General features: G+C 71.2%; 15 protein-coding genes. 3 read left to right on the top strand and 12 right to left on the bottom strand.

Annotation, left to right across the window (positions count from 1 at the left end; genetic code table 11):
- Positions 1-255: 255 nt before the first annotated feature.
- The 5 genes from ACWF62_RS04175 to ACWF62_RS04155 form a co-directional block, all read right to left on the bottom strand.
- The gene (locus ACWF62_RS04175; protein WP_452629482.1) at positions 256-1,524 is read right to left on the bottom strand and encodes an erythromycin esterase family protein; all 1,269 of its coding nucleotides are present in this window, start codon (positions 1,522-1,524) and stop codon (positions 256-258) included.
- A 56-nt stretch (positions 1,525-1,580) separates the two neighbouring features.
- Positions 1,581-1,988, bottom strand: coding sequence for a MerR family transcriptional regulator (locus ACWF62_RS04170; protein ID WP_452629481.1), 408 nt, complete (start codon positions 1,986-1,988; stop codon positions 1,581-1,583).
- A 243-nt stretch (positions 1,989-2,231) separates the two neighbouring features.
- Complete coding sequence (locus ACWF62_RS04165; RefSeq protein WP_452629480.1) at positions 2,232-3,176, bottom strand: alpha/beta hydrolase; 945 nt, start codon at positions 3,174-3,176, stop codon at positions 2,232-2,234.
- 5 nt (positions 3,177-3,181) lie between these two features.
- Positions 3,182-4,315: a hypothetical protein gene (locus tag ACWF62_RS04160; RefSeq protein ID WP_452629479.1), complete on the bottom strand. Its 1,134-nt coding sequence runs from the start codon at positions 4,313-4,315 to the stop codon at positions 3,182-3,184.
- Positions 4,312-5,160 (bottom strand): SDR family oxidoreductase, encoded by an 849-nt coding sequence (locus ACWF62_RS04155; protein WP_452629478.1) that lies wholly within the window; start codon positions 5,158-5,160, stop codon positions 4,312-4,314. Before ACWF62_RS04155 ends, ACWF62_RS04160 begins: the two co-directional genes overlap by 4 nt.
- A gap of 116 nt (positions 5,161-5,276) precedes the next feature.
- Between ACWF62_RS04155 and ACWF62_RS04150 the strand changes: the two genes are divergently transcribed.
- Positions 5,277-5,945 (top strand): TetR/AcrR family transcriptional regulator, encoded by a 669-nt coding sequence (locus ACWF62_RS04150; protein ID WP_378507129.1) that lies wholly within the window; start codon positions 5,277-5,279, stop codon positions 5,943-5,945.
- Position 5,946: 1 nt separating this feature from the next.
- Here ACWF62_RS04150 and ACWF62_RS04145 read toward each other — a convergent pair whose 3' ends face one another.
- The 5 genes from ACWF62_RS04145 to cobG form a co-directional block, all read right to left on the bottom strand.
- Positions 5,947-7,227, bottom strand: coding sequence for an RNA polymerase sigma factor (locus ACWF62_RS04145; protein ID WP_378569523.1), 1,281 nt, complete (start codon positions 7,225-7,227; stop codon positions 5,947-5,949).
- A gap of 130 nt (positions 7,228-7,357) precedes the next feature.
- The gene (locus ACWF62_RS04140; RefSeq protein ID WP_378569428.1) at positions 7,358-7,714 is read right to left on the bottom strand and encodes a YciI family protein; all 357 of its coding nucleotides are present in this window, start codon (positions 7,712-7,714) and stop codon (positions 7,358-7,360) included.
- A 128-nt stretch (positions 7,715-7,842) separates the two neighbouring features.
- Positions 7,843-9,330, bottom strand: coding sequence for a precorrin-3B C(17)-methyltransferase (cobJ, locus tag ACWF62_RS04135; protein ID WP_452629477.1), 1,488 nt, complete (start codon positions 9,328-9,330; stop codon positions 7,843-7,845).
- Positions 9,330-9,956: a precorrin-8X methylmutase gene (locus tag ACWF62_RS04130; protein WP_378507132.1), complete on the bottom strand. Its 627-nt coding sequence runs from the start codon at positions 9,954-9,956 to the stop codon at positions 9,330-9,332. The genes cobJ and ACWF62_RS04130 overlap by 1 nt, the downstream gene beginning before the upstream one ends.
- A gap of 18 nt (positions 9,957-9,974) precedes the next feature.
- Positions 9,975-11,123, bottom strand: a complete 1,149-nt coding sequence (gene cobG, locus ACWF62_RS04125; protein WP_378507133.1) for a precorrin-3B synthase — start codon at positions 11,121-11,123, stop codon at positions 9,975-9,977.
- 213 nt (positions 11,124-11,336) lie between these two features.
- Between cobG and ACWF62_RS04120 the strand changes: the two genes are divergently transcribed.
- Entirely contained in the window at positions 11,337-14,987 is a 3,651-nt protein-coding gene (locus ACWF62_RS04120; RefSeq protein ID WP_452629476.1) for a cobaltochelatase subunit CobN, read from the top strand.
- Between the two features lie 71 nt (positions 14,988-15,058).
- On the opposite strand, the gene ACWF62_RS04115 is transcribed toward ACWF62_RS04120, so the two are convergent.
- Positions 15,059-16,423 (bottom strand): MFS transporter, encoded by a 1,365-nt coding sequence (locus tag ACWF62_RS04115; protein ID WP_452629550.1) that lies wholly within the window; start codon positions 16,421-16,423, stop codon positions 15,059-15,061.
- Positions 16,424-16,650: 227 nt separating this feature from the next.
- Between ACWF62_RS04115 and ACWF62_RS04110 the strand changes: the two genes are divergently transcribed.
- Positions 16,651-17,031, top strand: coding sequence for a PPOX class F420-dependent oxidoreductase (locus ACWF62_RS04110; RefSeq protein ID WP_378507135.1), 381 nt, complete (start codon positions 16,651-16,653; stop codon positions 17,029-17,031).
- Positions 17,032-17,103: 72 nt separating this feature from the next.
- On the opposite strand, the gene ACWF62_RS04105 is transcribed toward ACWF62_RS04110, so the two are convergent.
- Positions 17,104-17,391: hypothetical protein (locus ACWF62_RS04105; protein ID WP_452629474.1), on the bottom strand; the 288-nt coding region annotated here is incomplete at its 5' end.

Here is a 17,391-nt window from a genome sequence, read left to right as displayed (position 1 = left end):
TGGGGGCCTGGTGAGCGGGAGACCCGCGCGCACTCCTGGACCGTGGGGCCGTCGCCTACGGATCGTAGAAGTCGCTGACGGACACGTTGCGCCAGAACCCCAGGTACAGCATGGTTAGCGTCGTCCCGCGACGGCGATCACCTGCGGCGGCGTCAGCGCCCGCCTGGCGAGCAGGCCACCAGCGACATCGTCCGGTCCCGGACTCCCCAGCCAGAGATGTCGCCAGCATAGGAGCGGCCAGAAGCCCCGGTCGGTTCACACGGAGTCGCTGTGCAATGGTGCTGTCGGGGTGACGGTCGGGATGTGGATGACGGCGTCGAAGGATTCGCGCAGCGAAGGAAACTGGATGTAGTGGTCACCGTCGGCTGTCGGGTCATACAACCCGGAGATGATCCGGGTTGCCCATGAACCGTCGAACGGGGCCGCAGTGCCCAGGATGAGGCCGCGGGCGGTGCCGCCCACATCGATTAGGGCGTCGATAGATCCGTCCTGCGGTGCGGGGATGTCGGCTCTGGCGATCCGGCCCCGCCCAAAGCTGACGTTCACGGCGACGTACTTGCTGCCGAGTGCTGCACGCAGGTGCGTGCCCAGCATGGGACCGAGAGCGACCGCCGGTTGCGCGGCGATGTGGGCCGTCCCTTCCCAGAGGATGATTCGGGCTCCCGTGCGCTCGTGATAGTGCATGAGGCGTTCCGCTGCCGCACGTTCGCCACTCGCCATGTCGTAGCCCCCGACGGACAACGTTGATCCCGCCGTGCCAGCCTCACCGTCAGGCTCAGCGCCGTCGGGCTCAGCGGCATCGGGCTCAGCGGCGACACGCTGCGGCGAGCCGGGCGCGTGAGCGTGGTGGTCGACGATCTCGTCGAGCAGCGCCAGCGCCTCACGGCGCGCCGGCCCGTCAGGTGCACCGAGCGCCGCGGCTCGGGCGGCACGGGCGTGGTCTACGAAGGGCACTCCCGGGTGCAGCCCCCGGGCGCGTTGCACGTGCTCACCGCCGTCGTGGGCGACGCGGATGACGTCGAGGAGCCGCTCGACATCGTCGGCGATGCGTCGGTCGACGCCACGGAGCAGTTCGACGACGGTGTCGTAGTCGGCGGCGACTACCGTGGACGCACCGATGCCGATGAATCTGATCTGGCGCTCGACCGGTCGGGTCGCGTTGAGGGCCCGAAGGCCGATCAGCTCGTCGCGGAACTGCGCATTCCGCCATGGCCCCCATGCCTGATCGAGAGTGTGCTCAAGGTCGACCGGCTGCCCGATGACGTACCCGTCGTATTCTGCGACGACGCGCGGGGAATCCAGGATCGCGATCGTCGTGAAGCCGTCGTCGACCAGCGACCGAGTGGTCTCGAAGACACACGCGAGCACCTCGTGCGCCTCGCGAGTACTCATTCCCAGCCCGATGATCGACGCGTGACGGGCGAGGTCCGCGATCATGTCCGGCGGCAAGCCGGGATCAACTCCGGTGGCAATCACGTCAGCAGGTGAGGCCGTACCACGTGCATCAGGTCGCTGTTCGTTCATGCAGAAGACGATGCAGGTTCAACATATGTTGAAGTCAAGCCCACTCTGCGCGAGCGTCACCCGTCAGTGTGCGCACCCATCTCGCACAGGGTGGTGTCGGATTTCAGGCCGGCGAGTTGCGACTTGAGGCGGGTGACGCGCTCCTCGGCTTCGTTGACCAGCTTGGCGCCGATCCGATCCCAGTCGCCCGCGTCGGGATGGCGGTCGACGGGCAGTTGTTCGAAGAGTTCGACGATCTCCCGGACCGTCAGCCCGACGCGCTGCGCGAGCTTGGCGACCAGGATGCGACAGGCCGCGGAATCATCGAACCGGCGCTGGTTGCCCGCCGTGCGCACCGCACGGATGACGCCGTGCTTCTCGTAGAAGCGGACGGCGGACGACGTCACGCCGCTTTCGATGGCGACCTCCCGGACGGTGAGATGGGCATCCGTTCCGGCGTGGTCGAGCAGGGCGTCTGATGTCATCGCCTCACGTTAGACCCACCGGGTGGTCGGGTAGCGCAGCAGAATGGAAGACCGATGAGGAACCGGTTCGTCTGGATGGACCTCGAGTCGAGCGACGTGGCGGTGTCAGCGACCCGCCCCATCCAATCCACCCGCTGCAGTGGTGCTGGCGGCCGCGGGCACGTCGTCGGCGGCGTCACCCACCTTCGCTCGGCGGGCCCGCGGGCCTGCTGATGCGAGTTCGCCGGGCGTGATGCGTGATCGTCAGGCCGGCACACCGTCGCAGGCGTCGATACCCTCGACGAACCGCTCGACCCGGTCGAGGGCGTTGCGTGCCTCGGGCAGCCGCGGATATCCCATTTGGAATACGTGGAACATCCCGGACCACACCTCGAGTTCACATCGCCCGCCCGATGCCCGCAGGGCCGCTGCATAGTGCGCGGAGTCCGACCCGAGAATCTCGCTGCCGCCCGCCTGGAGCAGCATCGGCGGCAGATCCGGTCCGACCGCGCTCAGCACGTCCAGGCGCGGATCACCGAGGTCCGCGTCGACCAGGTAGGTGTGGGTGATCCGCCGACCGGTGCGCGCCGAGACGAACTGGTCCCACACGTGCCTGCCGTTGGCCCGGGCCAGCTGCCAGGTCGGGTCGACGAGGCTGGAGAATCCGATCACCGCGGCAGGCTGGTCGACGCCGAGGTGGCGCAGTTGGACACAGAGCCCGAGGGCGAGGTGGCCGCCCGCCGAATCGCCCATCACGACGATGTTCCCGGGCCGGTGCCCTTGGTCGAGCAACCACAGGTAGCCGTTGAGCACGTCGTTGTGGGCGGCGGGGAAGCGGTGTTTCGGCGCGCGCCGGTAGCGGACCGCGTAGGCGGGGCGACGCAGCCTGCGGGACAGTTCCGACACCAGGCCGCGGTGCGTCGCCGGGCTGCAGCTGATGTAGCCGCTGCCGTGGATGTAGTAGATCAGCCGGTTGCCGGGCGCCGGCTGCCCGCCCACCCATTCTCCGGCGGTCCTGCCTCCGGGCCCGGCGGCATCGACCGGCGTGTGCGGGAGCATCGGGGCACGCCACATCCGGCACGCGACGACCTGCGTGAACCGATAGCCGAGCACCCCGACCGACGAACGCAACGGCAGCAGCCACAGCGTCGGCCGCACGAAGACCCGGGACGCCCAGATCGTCGCCGACGCCGCGAACGAGCGCGGCACCGCGATCACCCGGGTTCCGGGGCGGTGCCCGGCACGGTCGTAGGTCGGGCGGGGACGGTGATGGTGCCGTAGTCGAGCCCACCGTGACTGTAGGTGGGCACGACGGGCCACTGCCGCTTCCGGTTCGCGCACTCCGAGGACGGGATGACCTGCCGCCATTGGGGATTGCGCGGGGAGGGGGAGGCCAGCGTCTTCTCCTTGACCATCGAGTCGTACTGGTCGAGGGAGTCCTCGAGGGTGTTGGCGTTGAGGACGACCTCGCGGCCGTAGAACGCGGCGGTGCGGCGCACGCCGGGGATTCGGGAGAGTTCGGGTTGCCAGCTGTCGGCGGCCATCCCGTTCTCCGACGACACCCACACCCCGTCGGGGGTGTTGATGACCAGCGAGTGGTTGCCGTCGGTGTGGCCGGGCGTCCACAGCAGGCTGACCCCGACACCGAGCTCGACGTCGCCGTCGAAGACCTCGAGGCGCTCCTCGGGCACGCCGCGCATGCCGTCCTCGACGTACCAGGCCCACTGCATCGGGTGCATGGCGTCGAAGGTGCCCAGTTCCTTGCGGTGGACGAGCAGTTTTGCGTTGGGGAACAGCGGTTGTCGTGGCGCCGTCTCGCCGTCGATCGGCTCGCTGCTGCCGAGGATCATGCGCAGGTCCTGGACGTGGAGGTGGTCGAAGCTGATGTAGTCCACGTCGGCGTTGGTCAGCCCGAGCCGGGGCAGAACCTGGTCGGGGTCGTTGTAGTAGTCGACGAATGTCGACTCCAGGCCGAGCCTGCGGGCGAAGCGCTGCAGCTTGTCGTAGAACGGCGCCTCGGCCGACCCCGCCGCCACGGTCGGCTCCCACACCAGGGTCTTGAGCGTGCCGTCGAAGCCGTCGAACTGGATCACGAACATCCGGTTGATGATCGAGATGAACGGGTTGACGTTGACGGAGTACCCCTGGAACGCGAAGCGCGCCGGGTACGGTGCCGCGGCGATGTCGACACTCTTGACCGCACGCACCTGCCCCTGGTTCAGGAAGCGTTCCCGGTAGGTCGACGCCGCGTCGCGGATCGCCTCGAGTCGCTTGCCGCGCGGCCAGATCTGGTGGACGCCGTCGAACTCGGGAATCGGACGGAGCGCGGCGGAGTCGGAGCTGCTCATCGGGTGCCTTCCGGGTCGTTGCTGGTGGTCAGGGCGCGGCGTTCGTAGCTCTCGCGGATGCCCGGGCGGCGCGCGGCCCTCAGTTGGTTGGGGACGGTGCGGCGCAGCACCCGGTCGCGCAGCGCCTGCGGCAGCAGCCCGGTGACCCGGACCAGCAACCCGATCGTGGCCGGGAGGGTGACCTCGAAGCGCGGCCGCCGCAGCACCCGCGCCACGGCGGCGGCGACGTCGCCGGGATGCAGTCGGGCGGTTGCGCCGCTGTCGGTGCCGACGGCGAGTTCGGTGTCGACGACGCCGGGCATGATCACCGAGACCTGCACCCCGCTGCCCCGCAACTCCTCGCGAACGCCGGTGAGGTAGCCAAGGACGCCGTGCTTGGTTGCGGCGTAGGTGGATTCGCCGGGAGGTGCGAGCCGGGACGCGGCCGAGGCGACGGTGACGATGTGGCCGCTGCCCCGGGCGCGCATCCCCGGCGCCACCAGGCGAACACCGCGGATCACCCCGTGCAGGTTCACCGCGAGCATCCGGTCGGTCGCGGCCTCGGGTTCGGTGTCGAAGGCTCCCACCCACATCACCCCGGCGTTGTTCACCAGCACGTCCAGCGGCCCCCACGCCTCGGTGACCTCGGCCAGAAACCCCTGGAACGATTCGGTGTCGGTCACGTCGAGGGCGAAGGCGCGGACCTGCCCCGGCAGCGCCGCGGCGGTCTTACGGGCTGCGGTGAGGTCACGGTCGCCGATCGCCACCCGCGCGCCGTCCGCCGCCAGTCGGCGCGCGATCTCCCGCCCGATGCCCTGCGCGCCGCCGGTGACCGCAACGATGCGCCCGGCCAGTGTTGTCGTCATGACGTGCCGCCCCACCTCTCGGATCGCCCGCATGCCCGCCCGGGCATCTGACAATCCAGATTGTCACAATGGTCTGGCGGCTAGCATTGCACCTCGTCGGCAGGAAGGGAAGACCCATGACAGGATCCGACGTGACGCACCCGGACCCGAAACCACCCGGCCGCCGGTACTCCGGTCTCGCCCCCGACGAACGGCAACGGGCACGCCGGTCCGCGATCCTCGACTCCGCGTTGGAGCAGTTCGGCACCGCAGGCTACGCGCCGACGTCGATCAAGCAGATCTGCCGCGGCGCCGCCGTCACCGAGCGCTCCTTCTACGAGTCGTTCCCCACCAAGGAGGTCTGCCTCGCCGCGCTGTACGACGACCTGTCCGCGGCGATGCACGCGGCGACCCTCGCCGCACTCGGCAAGGAGGGACCGGATCTCGACGCACTCACCGCGGCCGGACTCGAGGCCTTCATCCGACACCTGACCGTCGACCCGCGCCGTGCGCGGGTGGTGCTCATCGAGGTCGTCGGCGTCTCACCGGACATGGAGCGGCGCCGCCACCGCGTGCTGCGCGACTTCGTGGACACCGTGCTGACCATCTGGGCGGCCGGCGGCACCCAACCGCCCGGACGCACCCAGCAGCTGACCGCGACGGCCCTGGTCGGCGGCGTCAACCACCTCCTCGTCGACTGGCTGATGGACGGCAGCCGCGACGACCCCGACGACCTCGTCGCGGTGTGCGTCAACCTGTTCGCCGCCGCCCGTGCCCACTGGGACGGCAGCGCCGCGCCCTCCTGACTCAGCGCACACCCGCCCCGCCCGACCGGCCCCGACCGTCGGCGTCGCCCACCGCATCGGCGCGCCGCAGCAGCAGGGCACGCTCGGCCCGATTCCGGGTCAGGTCGGCGGCCCGGACGAACTCGGCGCGGGCGGCATCGTCGCGTCCGAGCCGGGCGAGCAGGTCGCCGCGGACGCTGGCCAGCAGGTGATAGCCGCGCAGCGCCGGGTCGTCGGCGAGCGCGTCCACGAGCACCAGCGCCGCCCGCGGCCCGTCCGCCTGCGCCACCGCGACCGCCCGGTTCAGCAGCACCACCGGGGACGGGGACACCGCGTACAGCCGCTCGTACAGCACCGCGATCGTCGCCCAGTCGGTGTCCTCGAAGCGGGCGGCCCTGGCATGGCAGGCGGCGATCGCCGCCTGCAGCGAATACGGTCCCGTCCCCGCCAGCAGCAACGACTCCATGCCGAGCCGGATCAGCAGCCGATTCCAGCGGCCCCGGTCCTGGTCCGCGAGCAGCACCGGCGCCCCGGCGGCGTCGACCCGCGCGCCGCTGCGGGACGCCTGCAGGCTCAGCAACGCCAGCAGCCCGTGCGTCTCGGGTTCGGCGGGCAGCAACGCCGCCAGCACCCGGGCCAGCCGAAGCGACTCCTCGCACAGCGCAGGCCGCAGCAGGTCGTCACCGGCGGTCGCCGAGTAGCCCTCGTTGAAGATCAGGTAGATGACCTCCAGCACCGACGACAGCCGGGCGGCGCGCTCGGCACCCGTCGGCACCTCGAACGGCACCCGACGCGCCGCAAGAACACGCTTGGCCCGCACGATCCGCTGTGCGACCGCCGCCTCGGCGCTGAGCGTCGCGCGGGCAATCTCACCGGTGGTCAGACCGCCGAGCAGCTTCAGGGTGAGCGCGATCCGGGCCGTCGTCGACAGCACCGGATGGCAGGCAACAAAGATCAGCCGCAGCAGGTCGTCATCGATCGCGTCCGGGTCGGGCAGCTCCGGCGCGCACTGCTCGTCCAGCGTCCGCCCGACCTCGGCGAGCTTGCGGGCATAGTTCTGCTCCCTGCGCACCAGGTCGACGGCGCGATGCCGGGCGGTGGAGATCAGCCACGGACCCGGCTGATCCGGAATCCCGCGCACCGGCCACTGCTCCAACGCGGCGACGAGGGCGTCCTGCGCGACCTGCTCGGCCAGCCCGACATCGCACACGATCCGGGCGGCGGCCGCGATGATCCGGGCCGACTCGATCCGGAACACCGTCTCGACGACCTCGTGCACCGGCGGCGTCCCCACGGGTCCGATGACAGCAGACCCGTGGGGACCGGTCAAGAGCTCACTCCTCGGTGCAAACGCGGAGTTCGCAAGCTCACTCCTCGGTGCAAATGCGGAGTTCGCAAGCTCACTCCTCGGTGCAAATGCGGAGTTCGCAAGCTCACTCCTCGGCGATCTGCCGCAGCTCCAGCGTGATCGTCCAATACTCCTCATGAACCTGCAGGAATCGCCGCGACCATTCGAGTGCCTCGGCCTTGTCCTTGCACTGCATGATCGCGTAGCCGCCGACCACCTCCTTGCTTTCGGTGAACGGGCCGTCGGTGTAGCTGAGCTGACCACCGGACCAGGTGACGCGGGTGCCCTCCGAGCTCGGTGTCAGGCCCTGGGTCTCGAGCATGACCCCGGCCTTGGTGATCTCCTCGAGCAGCGCCCCCATCCGTTCCATCAGTTCGGGGCTCGGACCGTCGGCCGGGCCGGTGCGCTCGTCGACGCGGATGAGGGACAGGTAGCGGGGCATGATGACTCCTTGGGTGTCCGGCGGGGCCTGTCCCCGCCGTCTACCTGTGAGTCGAACGGCGCCCACCGGATTCGACACCGCCCGGAAAAATTCTTCCCGGGCCGCCGGCGAGACGGCGCCGGGCCCGCTCAGCCCGGGTAGCGGCGCGGCGTGAACACCTTCCGCTCACCGCCCGAATCGACGACCGCCGTCTGCGACGAGCCGACGATCAGCAGGGTCCGCATGTCGATCTCGGACGGTTCGAGGTCGCCGAGCGGCACGATCCGGACGCTCTCCTCGGGGCCCGCGACGTCGCGGCCGACGATCACCGGGGTGTCGGGGGAGCGGTGCTCGAGCAGCAGGTCCTTCATCGCCGCGACCTGCCAGGTCCGCGAGCGGGACGCCGGGTTGTAGATCGCCATTGCCATGTCGGCGGCCGCGACCGCGGAGATCCGCTGGGCGACGATGTCCCACGGCTTGAGCCGGTCCGACAGCGAGATCATCGCGTAGTCGTGGCCGAGGGGGGCGCCGACCCGGCTGGCGACGGCGTGCGCGGCGGTCAACCCGGGCAGCACCCGCACCGGCACGTCCCGCCACTGCTCGTCGCCCGCCATCTCGACGACCGCCGCTGCCATCGCGAAAACGCCGGGGTCACCGGACGACACGACGGCGACGCGGGCGCCGCGCTTCGCGAGATCGAGGGCCATCGCGGCGCGCTCCGATTCGACCTTGTTGTCGCTGGCGTGCCGGTGCTGCCCGGGCCGCACCGGCACCCGGTTCACGTAGGTGGTGTAGCCGACGATGTCGGTGGCGCCGGCGAGCGCGTCCCGCACCTCCGGGGTGGTCCACGCGTCATCACCGGGCCCGAGACCGACGACCACGACCTCACCGGAGCCCGGACGGATCTGCGCGGCCGGGTTGTTCGACGGGCTGGGCACGATCGCGATCGAGAAGTACGGGACCGCCGTCTCGTCGACGTCGGCGAGCGGCTGCACCCGCTGCCCGGCGGTGCTGGCACGTTCGACGTAGGACGCCTCCGCGAGCCGACCGGCATCGGCGAGGGCCCGCCGCACGGTCGGGAAGGTGCGCCCCAGCTTGAGGATCGCCGCGGAGTCCGTCTCCCGGAGTCGGCGGGTGAGTTCCTCCGCGGGCAGGGTGCCGGGCAGCACGGTGAGCACCTCGTCGCGTTCGACGAGCGGCACCCCCAGCGCCGCGGACGCGGCGCTGATCGAGGTGACGCCGGGGATCACCTCCGCGTCGAACCGGTCGCACAGCCGCTTGTGCATGTGCATGTAGGAGCTGTAGAACAGCGGGTCCCCGGCGGCGAGCAGCGCCACGGTGCGACCCGCCGCAAGGTGCGCGGCGAGGGTCGCCGCGGCCTCGGCGTAGAAGTCGTCGATGGCGCCCTGATAGCCGCCGGGATGGTCGACGGTCTCGGTGGTCACCGGGTAGACGAGGTGCTCCTCGATCTGCCCGTCCCGCAGGTACGGGGCGGCAACGGCGCGGGAGATGCTGCGGCCGTGCCTGGCGGAGTGGAACGCGATCACGTCGGCCTCGCCGATGATCCGGGCGGCCTTGACCGTCACCAGTTCCGGGTCGCCGGGCCCGAGTCCGATGCCGTAGAGGGTGCCGGCCATCACTCGACCTCGCTGGCGATCGCGTTGAGGGCGGCGGCGGTGATCGCGCTGCCGCCGCGCCGGCCCCGCACCACCAGGTAGTCGATGTCGCCGGCGCGGGCGATCAGGTCCTCCTTGGATTCGGCGGCGCCGATGAACCCGACCGGGCAGCCGATGATCGCCGCCGGCTTCGGTGCGCCCTGGTCAATCATGTCGAGGAGGTGGAACAGCGCGGTGGGTGCGTTGCCGATCGCGACGACCGCGCCCTCGAGCCTCGGTCCCCACAGTTCCAGCGCGGCCGCCGACCGGGTGTTGCCGAGTCGCTCGGCGATCACCGGAACCCGCGGGTCGCCGAGCAGGCACACGACGTCGTTCTTGGCGGGCAACCGCTTCCGGGTCACCCCCGACGCGACCATGGTGGCGTCACAGAAGATCGTCGCGCCGGTGCGCAGCGCCCGGCGGGCCGTGGACACCACACCGGGGGTGAACGCGACATCGGTGGTCAGATCGACCTGACCGCAGGCGTGGATCATCCGCACGACCGCCTGCGAGACATCCGCGGGAAACCCCGTCAGGTCGGCTTCGGCCCGGATCGTGGCAAACGACTGGCGGTAGATCTCGGCGCCGTCGCGGATGTACTCGGTCATGTGTTCCACGATATGGGGTCAGGGTGTCGGGGGATCCACCCGGTAGCCGTCACCGGTGGCGACGATGTCGGTCACCTCACCGCGGGGGCGGCCGCACCGGCGGTCGCACCCGGACCAGTGCTGGCGGCCCGGGGCGGGCAGGTCACCGGACTGCACCGCCGCGGTCGCGTCGCCGCGGACGTCGGCCAGCGACTTCGCGCAGCCGGGGCGTCCCGCACAGGCGGTGACCTGCAGCCACGGCGACTCGGCATCGAAGATCAGCCCCATCGGCGCGAGCACCCGAACCACCTGCTCGGCGACACCCTCGTCGAGGTCGTGCAGCAGCACCGACCGCCACGGGGTGACCGAGATCGGATGCTCGACCGCGACCAGGAAGTCCGCCAACCGCGCAGGCAGCACCCCGTACCGCAGGCCCGCCGCGAGCGTGACCCGGCCGTCGGGCTGGTCGAGCCACCCGATCGGACCGGGGGAGTCGGCTGCCAGGTCGAGCGCCGCCGCCGCAGGCGCCAGGCCAAGGAGATCGAGCACGCGGCGCGGCCCGTCGTCGACCTCGTGCAGCCGCCACCGGGTTCCGCGAATCTCCCGCAACACCCGCGCCGCGGCGGTCAAGGTCGCGACCCCGTCCCCGACCGGCAGGCGAATCCCGTGGTCGCGGCCCGCGAGGATCAGCGCCACCTCGGCCGGGGTGACGGCGTGCAGGCCGAGGTCGCCGCCCAGCGCGGTGACGTCGCCGCGCCCGTCGTCGAGCGTGAACAGCACCCGGCCCGGCAGGTCCGCGAGGTCGGGGTCGGCGCACAGCCGGGCGTCGAGGTCCGCCACCCAGCCGCGGACGTCGACGAACCCACCGATCCGCCCGGACAGCGGGGTGGCCAGGATGTTGCGGACCCGCTCGTGGCTGACCGACGGCAGCAGCCCCGCCGCGGCGAGCCGGTCCGCGAACGCGTCGGGGTCGGTGACGGCCCGCAGTTGGATGTTGCCGCGGGAGGTGAGTTCGAGTTCACCGGCGCCGAGGTCGCGGGCCGCGTCGGCGAGGACCTGGAGCTGCGGGCCTGTGATCGTGCCGCCGGGCAACCGGACCCGGGACAGGGCGCCGTCCGCGGCCCGGTGCACCTGGAGCGCTCCCGGGCAGGCGTCGGGGCGGGAGCGGGGATCATCGGAACCGGACATCGCCGTCCAGGGTACGGGGCGGAGCCTGCGGGGCGAGCGGCGTGGGCCGGTACCATCACCGGCGAATGCGGCAGTGCACGAGGAAGCCGGTGGAACTCCGGTGCGGTCGCGCCACTGTGACCCGGTCACCCGGCCGGGAAGTCAGACCCTCCACTGCCGCAGAACCGAACCGAACCGAATCCGAACGGGGCGCGAAACCCCGAGGAGGCCTGCGTGATCCTGCTGCTGTCGACATCCGACACCGACCTGCTCAGCGCCCGTGCCAGCGGCGCCGACTACCGCTGGGCGAATCCCGCCCGGCTGCTCGTGGACGACCTCCCCGGCCTGCTCGACGGCGTCGACCTCGCGGTGGTCCGGATTCTCGGCGGCCGCCGGGCCTGGGAGGACGGCATCGACGCGGTCCTCGCGTCCGGGCTGCCGACCGTCGTGCTCGGCGGCGAGCTCGCCCCGGACGCCGAGCTGATGGAGTGCTCGACGGTCCCGGCGGGCATCGCCGCGGAGGCGCACACCTACCTCGCGGAGGGCGGCGCCGAGAACCTGCGCCAGCTGCACCATTTCCTGTCCGACACCGTGCTGCTCACCGGCCACGGCTTCGAGCCTGCCGTGCACCTGCCTAACTGGGGTGTCCTCGACCGCACGGTCCCTAATGTCACATCGGGTCACTTGACGGACCCCAATGTGACATTAGGGAACCAGGCGGGGACGCCGACGGTGGCGGTGCTGTACTACCGGGCGCAGCATCTGGCCGGGAACACCGCGTACGTCGAGGCGCTGTGCCGGGCGATCGAGGACGCGGGCGCGACCCCGCTGCCGATCTTCTGCGCGTCGCTGCGCACCGCGGAACCGGAGCTGCTCGAACTGCTGTCGACGGTGGACGCGATGGTGGTCACCGTCCTCGCCGCTGGCGGCACCAAGCCGGCGGGAGCGTCCGCCGGCGAGGATGACGAGTCGTGGGATGTCACCGCGCTCGCCGCGCTCGACATCCCGATCCTGCAGGGCCTGTGCCTGACCGGCAGCCGCGACGGGTGGGAGGCGAACGACGACGGACTGTCCCCGATGGACGTGGCGACGCAGGTCGCGGTGCCGGAGTTCGACGGCCGGATCATCACGGTGCCGTTCTCGTTCAAGGAGATCGACGAGGACGGCCTGACCGCCTACGTCCCCGACCCGGAGCGCGCCGCCCGGGTCGCCGGGATCGCGGTGCGGCACGCGCGGCTGCGGCACCTCCGCAACGCCGACAAGAAGATCGCGCTGATGCTGTCCGCGTACCCGACCAAGCACGCCCGGATCGGCAACGCGGTCGGCCTGGACACCCCGGCGAGCGCGATCGCGCTGCTGACCGCGATGCGGGAGGCCGGCTACGACCTCGGGCCGCGCGACGGCGAGGACGCGCTGCCCGGACTGGAGTCCGGCGACGGCGACGCGCTGATCCACGCGCTGATCGCCGCGGGCGGACAGGACCCCGACTGGCTGTCCGCGGAGCAGTTGGAGGGCAACCCGATCCGGATCTCCGCGGCCCGCTACCGGGAGTGGTTCGCCACCCTGCCCGCAGACCTGAGGGAGGGCGTCGAGGAGCACTGGGGTGCCGCGCCGGGTGAACTGTACGTGGACCGGTCGGCCGACCCGGCGGGTGAGATCGTGATCGCCGCGCTGCGGGTCGGGAACGTGGTGCTGATGGTGCAGCCGCCGCGCGGATTCGGCGAAAACCCGGTCGCGATCTACCACGACCCGGACCTGCCGCCGAGCCACCACTACCTGGCCGCGTACCGCTGGCTCGCCGCGGAGACCGCGGCGGGCGGGTTCGGGGCGGACGCGATCGTGCACCTCGGCAAGCACGGCAACCTGGAGTGGCTGCCCGGCAAGACGCTCGGCATGTCCGCCTCCTGCGGCACCGACGCCGCCCTCGGCGACCTGCCGCTGATCTACCCGTTCCTGGTCAACGACCCCGGCGAGGGCACCCAGGCGAAACGCCGCGCGCACGCCACCCTCGTCGACCACCTGATCCCGCCGATGGCGCGCGCCGAGTCGTACGGCGACATCTCCCGGCTCGAGCAACTCCTCGACGAGCACTCGAACATCTCCGCGCTCGACCCGGCGAAGCTGCCCGCGATCCGGCAGCAGATCTGGACGCTGATGCGGGCGGCGAAGATGGACCACGACCTCGGGCTCGCCGAACGCCCCGAGGAGGACGTCTTCGACGACATGCTGCTGCACGTCGACGGGTGGCTGTGCGAGATCAAGGACGTGCAGATCCGGGACGGGCTGCACATCCTCGGGCAGGCCCCGGACGGGGACGCCGAGGTCGAGCTGGTGCTGGCGGTGCTGCGGGCAAAGCAGATGTGGGGCGGCGAGCGCACCGTCCCCGGCCTGCGGGAGGCGCTCGGCCTCAGCGAGGCGGGCGACGAGAACCGCGGCCGGGTCGACGAGATCGAGGAGACCGCGCACGGCCTGGTCGCCGCCCTGCAGGCGGCCGGCTGGGATCCCGCGCGGGCCAAGGAGATCGGTGCCGAGCACGGCGGCGACGTGGTCGCGGTGCTCGAGTTCGCGGCCACCGAGGTGGTGCCGCGGCTGCGCGGGACCGGACGCGAGATCGAGCAGGTGCTGCGCGCCCTCGACGGCCGGTTCATCGAGCCCGGGCCGTCCGGGTCGCCGCTGCGGGGGCTGGTGAACGTGCTGCCCACCGGCCGCAACTTCTACTCCGTCGACCCGAAGGCGGTCCCGTCGCGGTTGGCGTGGGAGACCGGGCAGGCGATGGCGGAATCGCTGCTCTCCCGGTATGTCGCCGACCACGGCGCGTACCCGACGTCGGTGGGCCTGAGCGTGTGGGGCACCTCCGCGATGCGCACCTCCGGCGACGACATCGCCGAGGTGCTCGCGCTGCTCGGTGTGCGGCCGGTGTGGGACGAGGCGTCGCGGCGCGTCACCTCGCTGGAGGTGATTCCGCTCGACGAGCTGGGTCGCCCGCGAGTCGACGTCACGGTCCGCATCTCCGGCTTCTTCCGGGACGCGTTCCCGCACGTCCTCGCCCTGCTGGACGACGCGGTCCGGATGGTCGCCGCCCTCGACGAGCCTGCCGATCGGAACTTCGTCCGCTCGCACGCGCAGGCCGACCTCGCCGAGCACGGCGACGAGCGGCGCGCCACCACCCGCATCTTCGGGTCCAAGCCCGGCACCTACGGCGCGGGCCTGCTGCAGCTGATCGATTCGAAGAACTGGCGCGACGACGCCGACCTGGCGCAGGTGTACACCACGTGGGGCGGCTACGCGTACGGTCGCGGCCTCGACGGTGCCCCGGCGGGCGACGACATGCGCACCGCGTACCGGCGGATCGCGGTGGCCGCGAAGAACACCGACACCCGCGAGCACGACATCGCCGACTCCGACGACTACTTCCAGTACCACGGCGGCATGGTCGCCACCGTCCGCGCGCTGACCGGGAAGGATCCGGAGGCGTACATCGGGGACAGCACCCGGCCCGACGCGGTCCGCACCCGCACCCTGTCCGAGGAGACCGCGCGGGTGTTCCGGGCCCGGGTGGTGAATCCGCGGTGGCTCGAGGCGATGCGCAGGCACGGATATAAGGGCGCGTTCGAGATGGCCGCGACGGTGGACTACCTGTTCGGGTACGACGCCACCACCAATGTCGTCGCGGACTGGATGTACGAGAAGCTGGCGCAGACGTACGTGCTGGACCAGCAGAACCGCGAGTTCATGGAGAAGTCGAACCCGTGGGCGCTGCACGGGATCGCCGAGCGTCTGCTCGAGGCGGTGGAGCGGACGATGTGGGAGGAGCCCGATCCGGAGGTCCTCGCCGGGTTGCGGCAGGTGTACCTCGAGTCGGAGGGCGACCTCGAGGACCGCTGACCCGGCGGACACAGCCGAAAGGGGCCGAACCGGAATTCCGGTTCGGCCCCTTTTCGGGTCACACCACGGCGTCAGGCGATGGTCGCCTTGCCGCGGCGGATCAGCAGGGTGAAGCCGATCGCGGCGATGGACGTCACCGTCAGCATCGCGACGATCGCGTTCAGGCCGCTGGTCGTGTTCAGGCCGCTCGAGAGTGCGGTGCTGGTGAGGATCATCGTCGCGATCGACACACCGATGCCGCTGCCGCCGGTGCGGATGACGGCGTTGGTTCCGGTGGCCTCACTGGTGGAGTGCTCGGGGACCGCCTCGACGAGCAGGTTCGGCAGCGCGGTGTAGGCGAAGGCCGTCGCCACCGACACGGTGATGACCATGATCATCATGCCGACGACGGAGTCGTGGAAGACGAACAGCATCAGGTTGCCGAGCAGGAACAGGACGCTGCCGAGGAGCATCGAGGCGCGGGCGCCGACGGCGGCGGCGATCCGCCCGCTGAGCGGGGTGCAGACGAACCCGAACATCGACCCGGCGAAGGACAGCCATCCGGCGTTGGTCGGGGTCAGGCCGAGACCGATCGGCGCGTCGGTCGGGGACTGCAGAACGATCGGGATGATCATCGTGGTCACGCCGATCGGGCCGATCGAGATCGCGAACGTCGCGAGCATCGTCAGCGAGAACTTGCGGTTCGAGAACTGCCGGATGTTGACGATCGGCGAGGTGGTGCGCAGTTCCCACAGCACCCACAGCACCAGCGCCGCGACGCCGCCGAGCACCAGGCCGAGCGTGGCGGGATCGGTCCACCCCCAGGTGGTGGACTTGTTGACACCGAGCAGGACCGCGGCGATCGCGGGCACGAACGCGACGGCGCCGACGTAGTCGACGGTCTCCCGCGTCCCGGTCGGCCTGCGCCACGGCAGCACGAACACGACGAGGGCGATCGCGCCGACCGCGTACACCGCGGCGACGACGAAGATCATGTGCCAGGTCGCGTGGTCGAGCATGATGCCCGCGATCAGCAGCGCGGCGGAACCGGCGGCGACCGCGGAACCGGAGATGATCGCGACCGCGACCGGGACCCGCGCCGCGGGCAGGTGTTCGCGGGCCAGGCCGATGCACAGCGGCAGGATCGCACCGGCCACACCCTGGATGGCGCGCCCGGCGATGATCCAGCCGATGCTGTCGCCGACGGCGCTGACGACCGACCCGACCGCGGCGGCGGCGAGCAGCACGACCAGCACGCGTTCGCGACCGTACATGTCGCCGAGGCGCCCGCAGACCGCCGCCGACGCGGCCGCCACCAGCAGGAACGCCGTCACCGCCCAGCCGACGGTCGCGGCGTCACTGTTGAACTCGGTGATGAACGTGGGGATCGCGGCATACACCATCGAGGTCTCGAACGCGCTGATGATTTCCACCGCGACGAGCACCGCGATGATCACCCAGGCCGGCCGCTGCCGGTCATACCAGCCGCTGCGGCGGCCGCTGCCCGGCGCCTCCTCGGCCCGGATCTGGTCTGTTGTTGTCACGTGATACCCGTCTGCCGTCAGTCAAAGGAAATTCCCGCAAGCCGAAACCCCCACGCCTGCACCTGGCCAAAGTAGGGTTTTACGGAATCTCACACGGACGGCGTCCCGGTGACCGGGACCACAGCCCCTAGGATGCTGTCATGAGTGCCTCATTCGGCGACGTCGCCGCGGCGAAGTACGTCCTGCTCACCACGTTCCGCAACGATGGTACGCCGGTGCCGACCCCGCTGTGGGCGGCGGCGGACGGGGACCGGCTGCTGATGTGGACGGTCACCGAGTCGTGGAAGGTCAAGCGGATCCGGCGCAACCCCCGGGTCACGGTCGCCGCGTGCGACGCCCGCGGCAACCCGAAGGGCGCGGCCGTCGAGGCGAGCGCCGAAATCCTCGACCTCTCGGGCAGCGACCATGCGCGCGACGCCATCGCGAAACGGTACGGGATCCTCGGGTGGCTGACGATGAAGGGCAGCCTGCTGCGCCGGGGCAGAACCGGCACGGTCGGATTGGCGGTCACCGCCGCCTGACCCGTGCACGTAACCGCCTCGCGGCCGCCACCCAGGGGGATGGCGGCCGCGGTCGATCGGTGCGGTCCGGGGTCAGCTGCTGCCGAACAGGTCGGAGCTGCCCGCGCTGCCGGTGCCGGAGCTGCCCGCACTGCCGGAATCCGAGCTGCCCGCACTGCCGGAGTCGGCGCTTCCGGAACTGCTCCCGAGGGCGGACTCCGAGGTGTACGAGATCGACAGCTTGGCGCGATACCCGGGCGCGGACAGCTTGATCGACCCGCCGTCGGGAACCAGCGACGATCCACCGCCGCCGCCCGCGGTGCCGCCGCCACCGCCGTACAGGCCACCGCCACCGCCACCGCCCGTGCCGCCCGTGCCGCC

Source organism: Rhodococcus sp. NPDC054953 (genome assembly GCF_053609225.1).
This window is presented reverse-complemented; position numbering and strand designations above follow the sequence as displayed.

Coding starts and splice junctions, on each gene's coding strand:
- cobG (WP_378507133.1), bottom strand. CDS start 11,123: ATGTCCGGTTCCGATGATCCCCGCTCCCGCCCCGACGCCTGCCCGGGA.
- ACWF62_RS04170 (WP_452629481.1), bottom strand. CDS start 1,988: ATGACATCAGACGCCCTGCTCGACCACGCCGGAACGGATGCCCATCTC.
- ACWF62_RS04150 (WP_378507129.1), top strand. CDS start 5,277: ATGACAGGATCCGACGTGACGCACCCGGACCCGAAACCACCCGGCCGC.
- ACWF62_RS04175 (WP_452629482.1), bottom strand. CDS start 1,524: ATGAACGAACAGCGACCTGATGCACGTGGTACGGCCTCACCTGCTGAC.
- ACWF62_RS04160 (WP_452629479.1), bottom strand. CDS start 4,315: ATGAGCAGCTCCGACTCCGCCGCGCTCCGTCCGATTCCCGAGTTCGAC.
- ACWF62_RS04110 (WP_378507135.1), top strand. CDS start 16,651: ATGAGTGCCTCATTCGGCGACGTCGCCGCGGCGAAGTACGTCCTGCTC.
- cobJ (WP_452629477.1), bottom strand. CDS start 9,330: ATGGCCGGCACCCTCTACGGCATCGGACTCGGGCCCGGCGACCCGGAA.
- ACWF62_RS04155 (WP_452629478.1), bottom strand. CDS start 5,160: ATGACGACAACACTGGCCGGGCGCATCGTTGCGGTCACCGGCGGCGCG.
- ACWF62_RS04140 (WP_378569428.1), bottom strand. CDS start 7,714: ATGCCCCGCTACCTGTCCCTCATCCGCGTCGACGAGCGCACCGGCCCG.
- ACWF62_RS04130 (WP_378507132.1), bottom strand. CDS start 9,956: ATGACCGAGTACATCCGCGACGGCGCCGAGATCTACCGCCAGTCGTTT.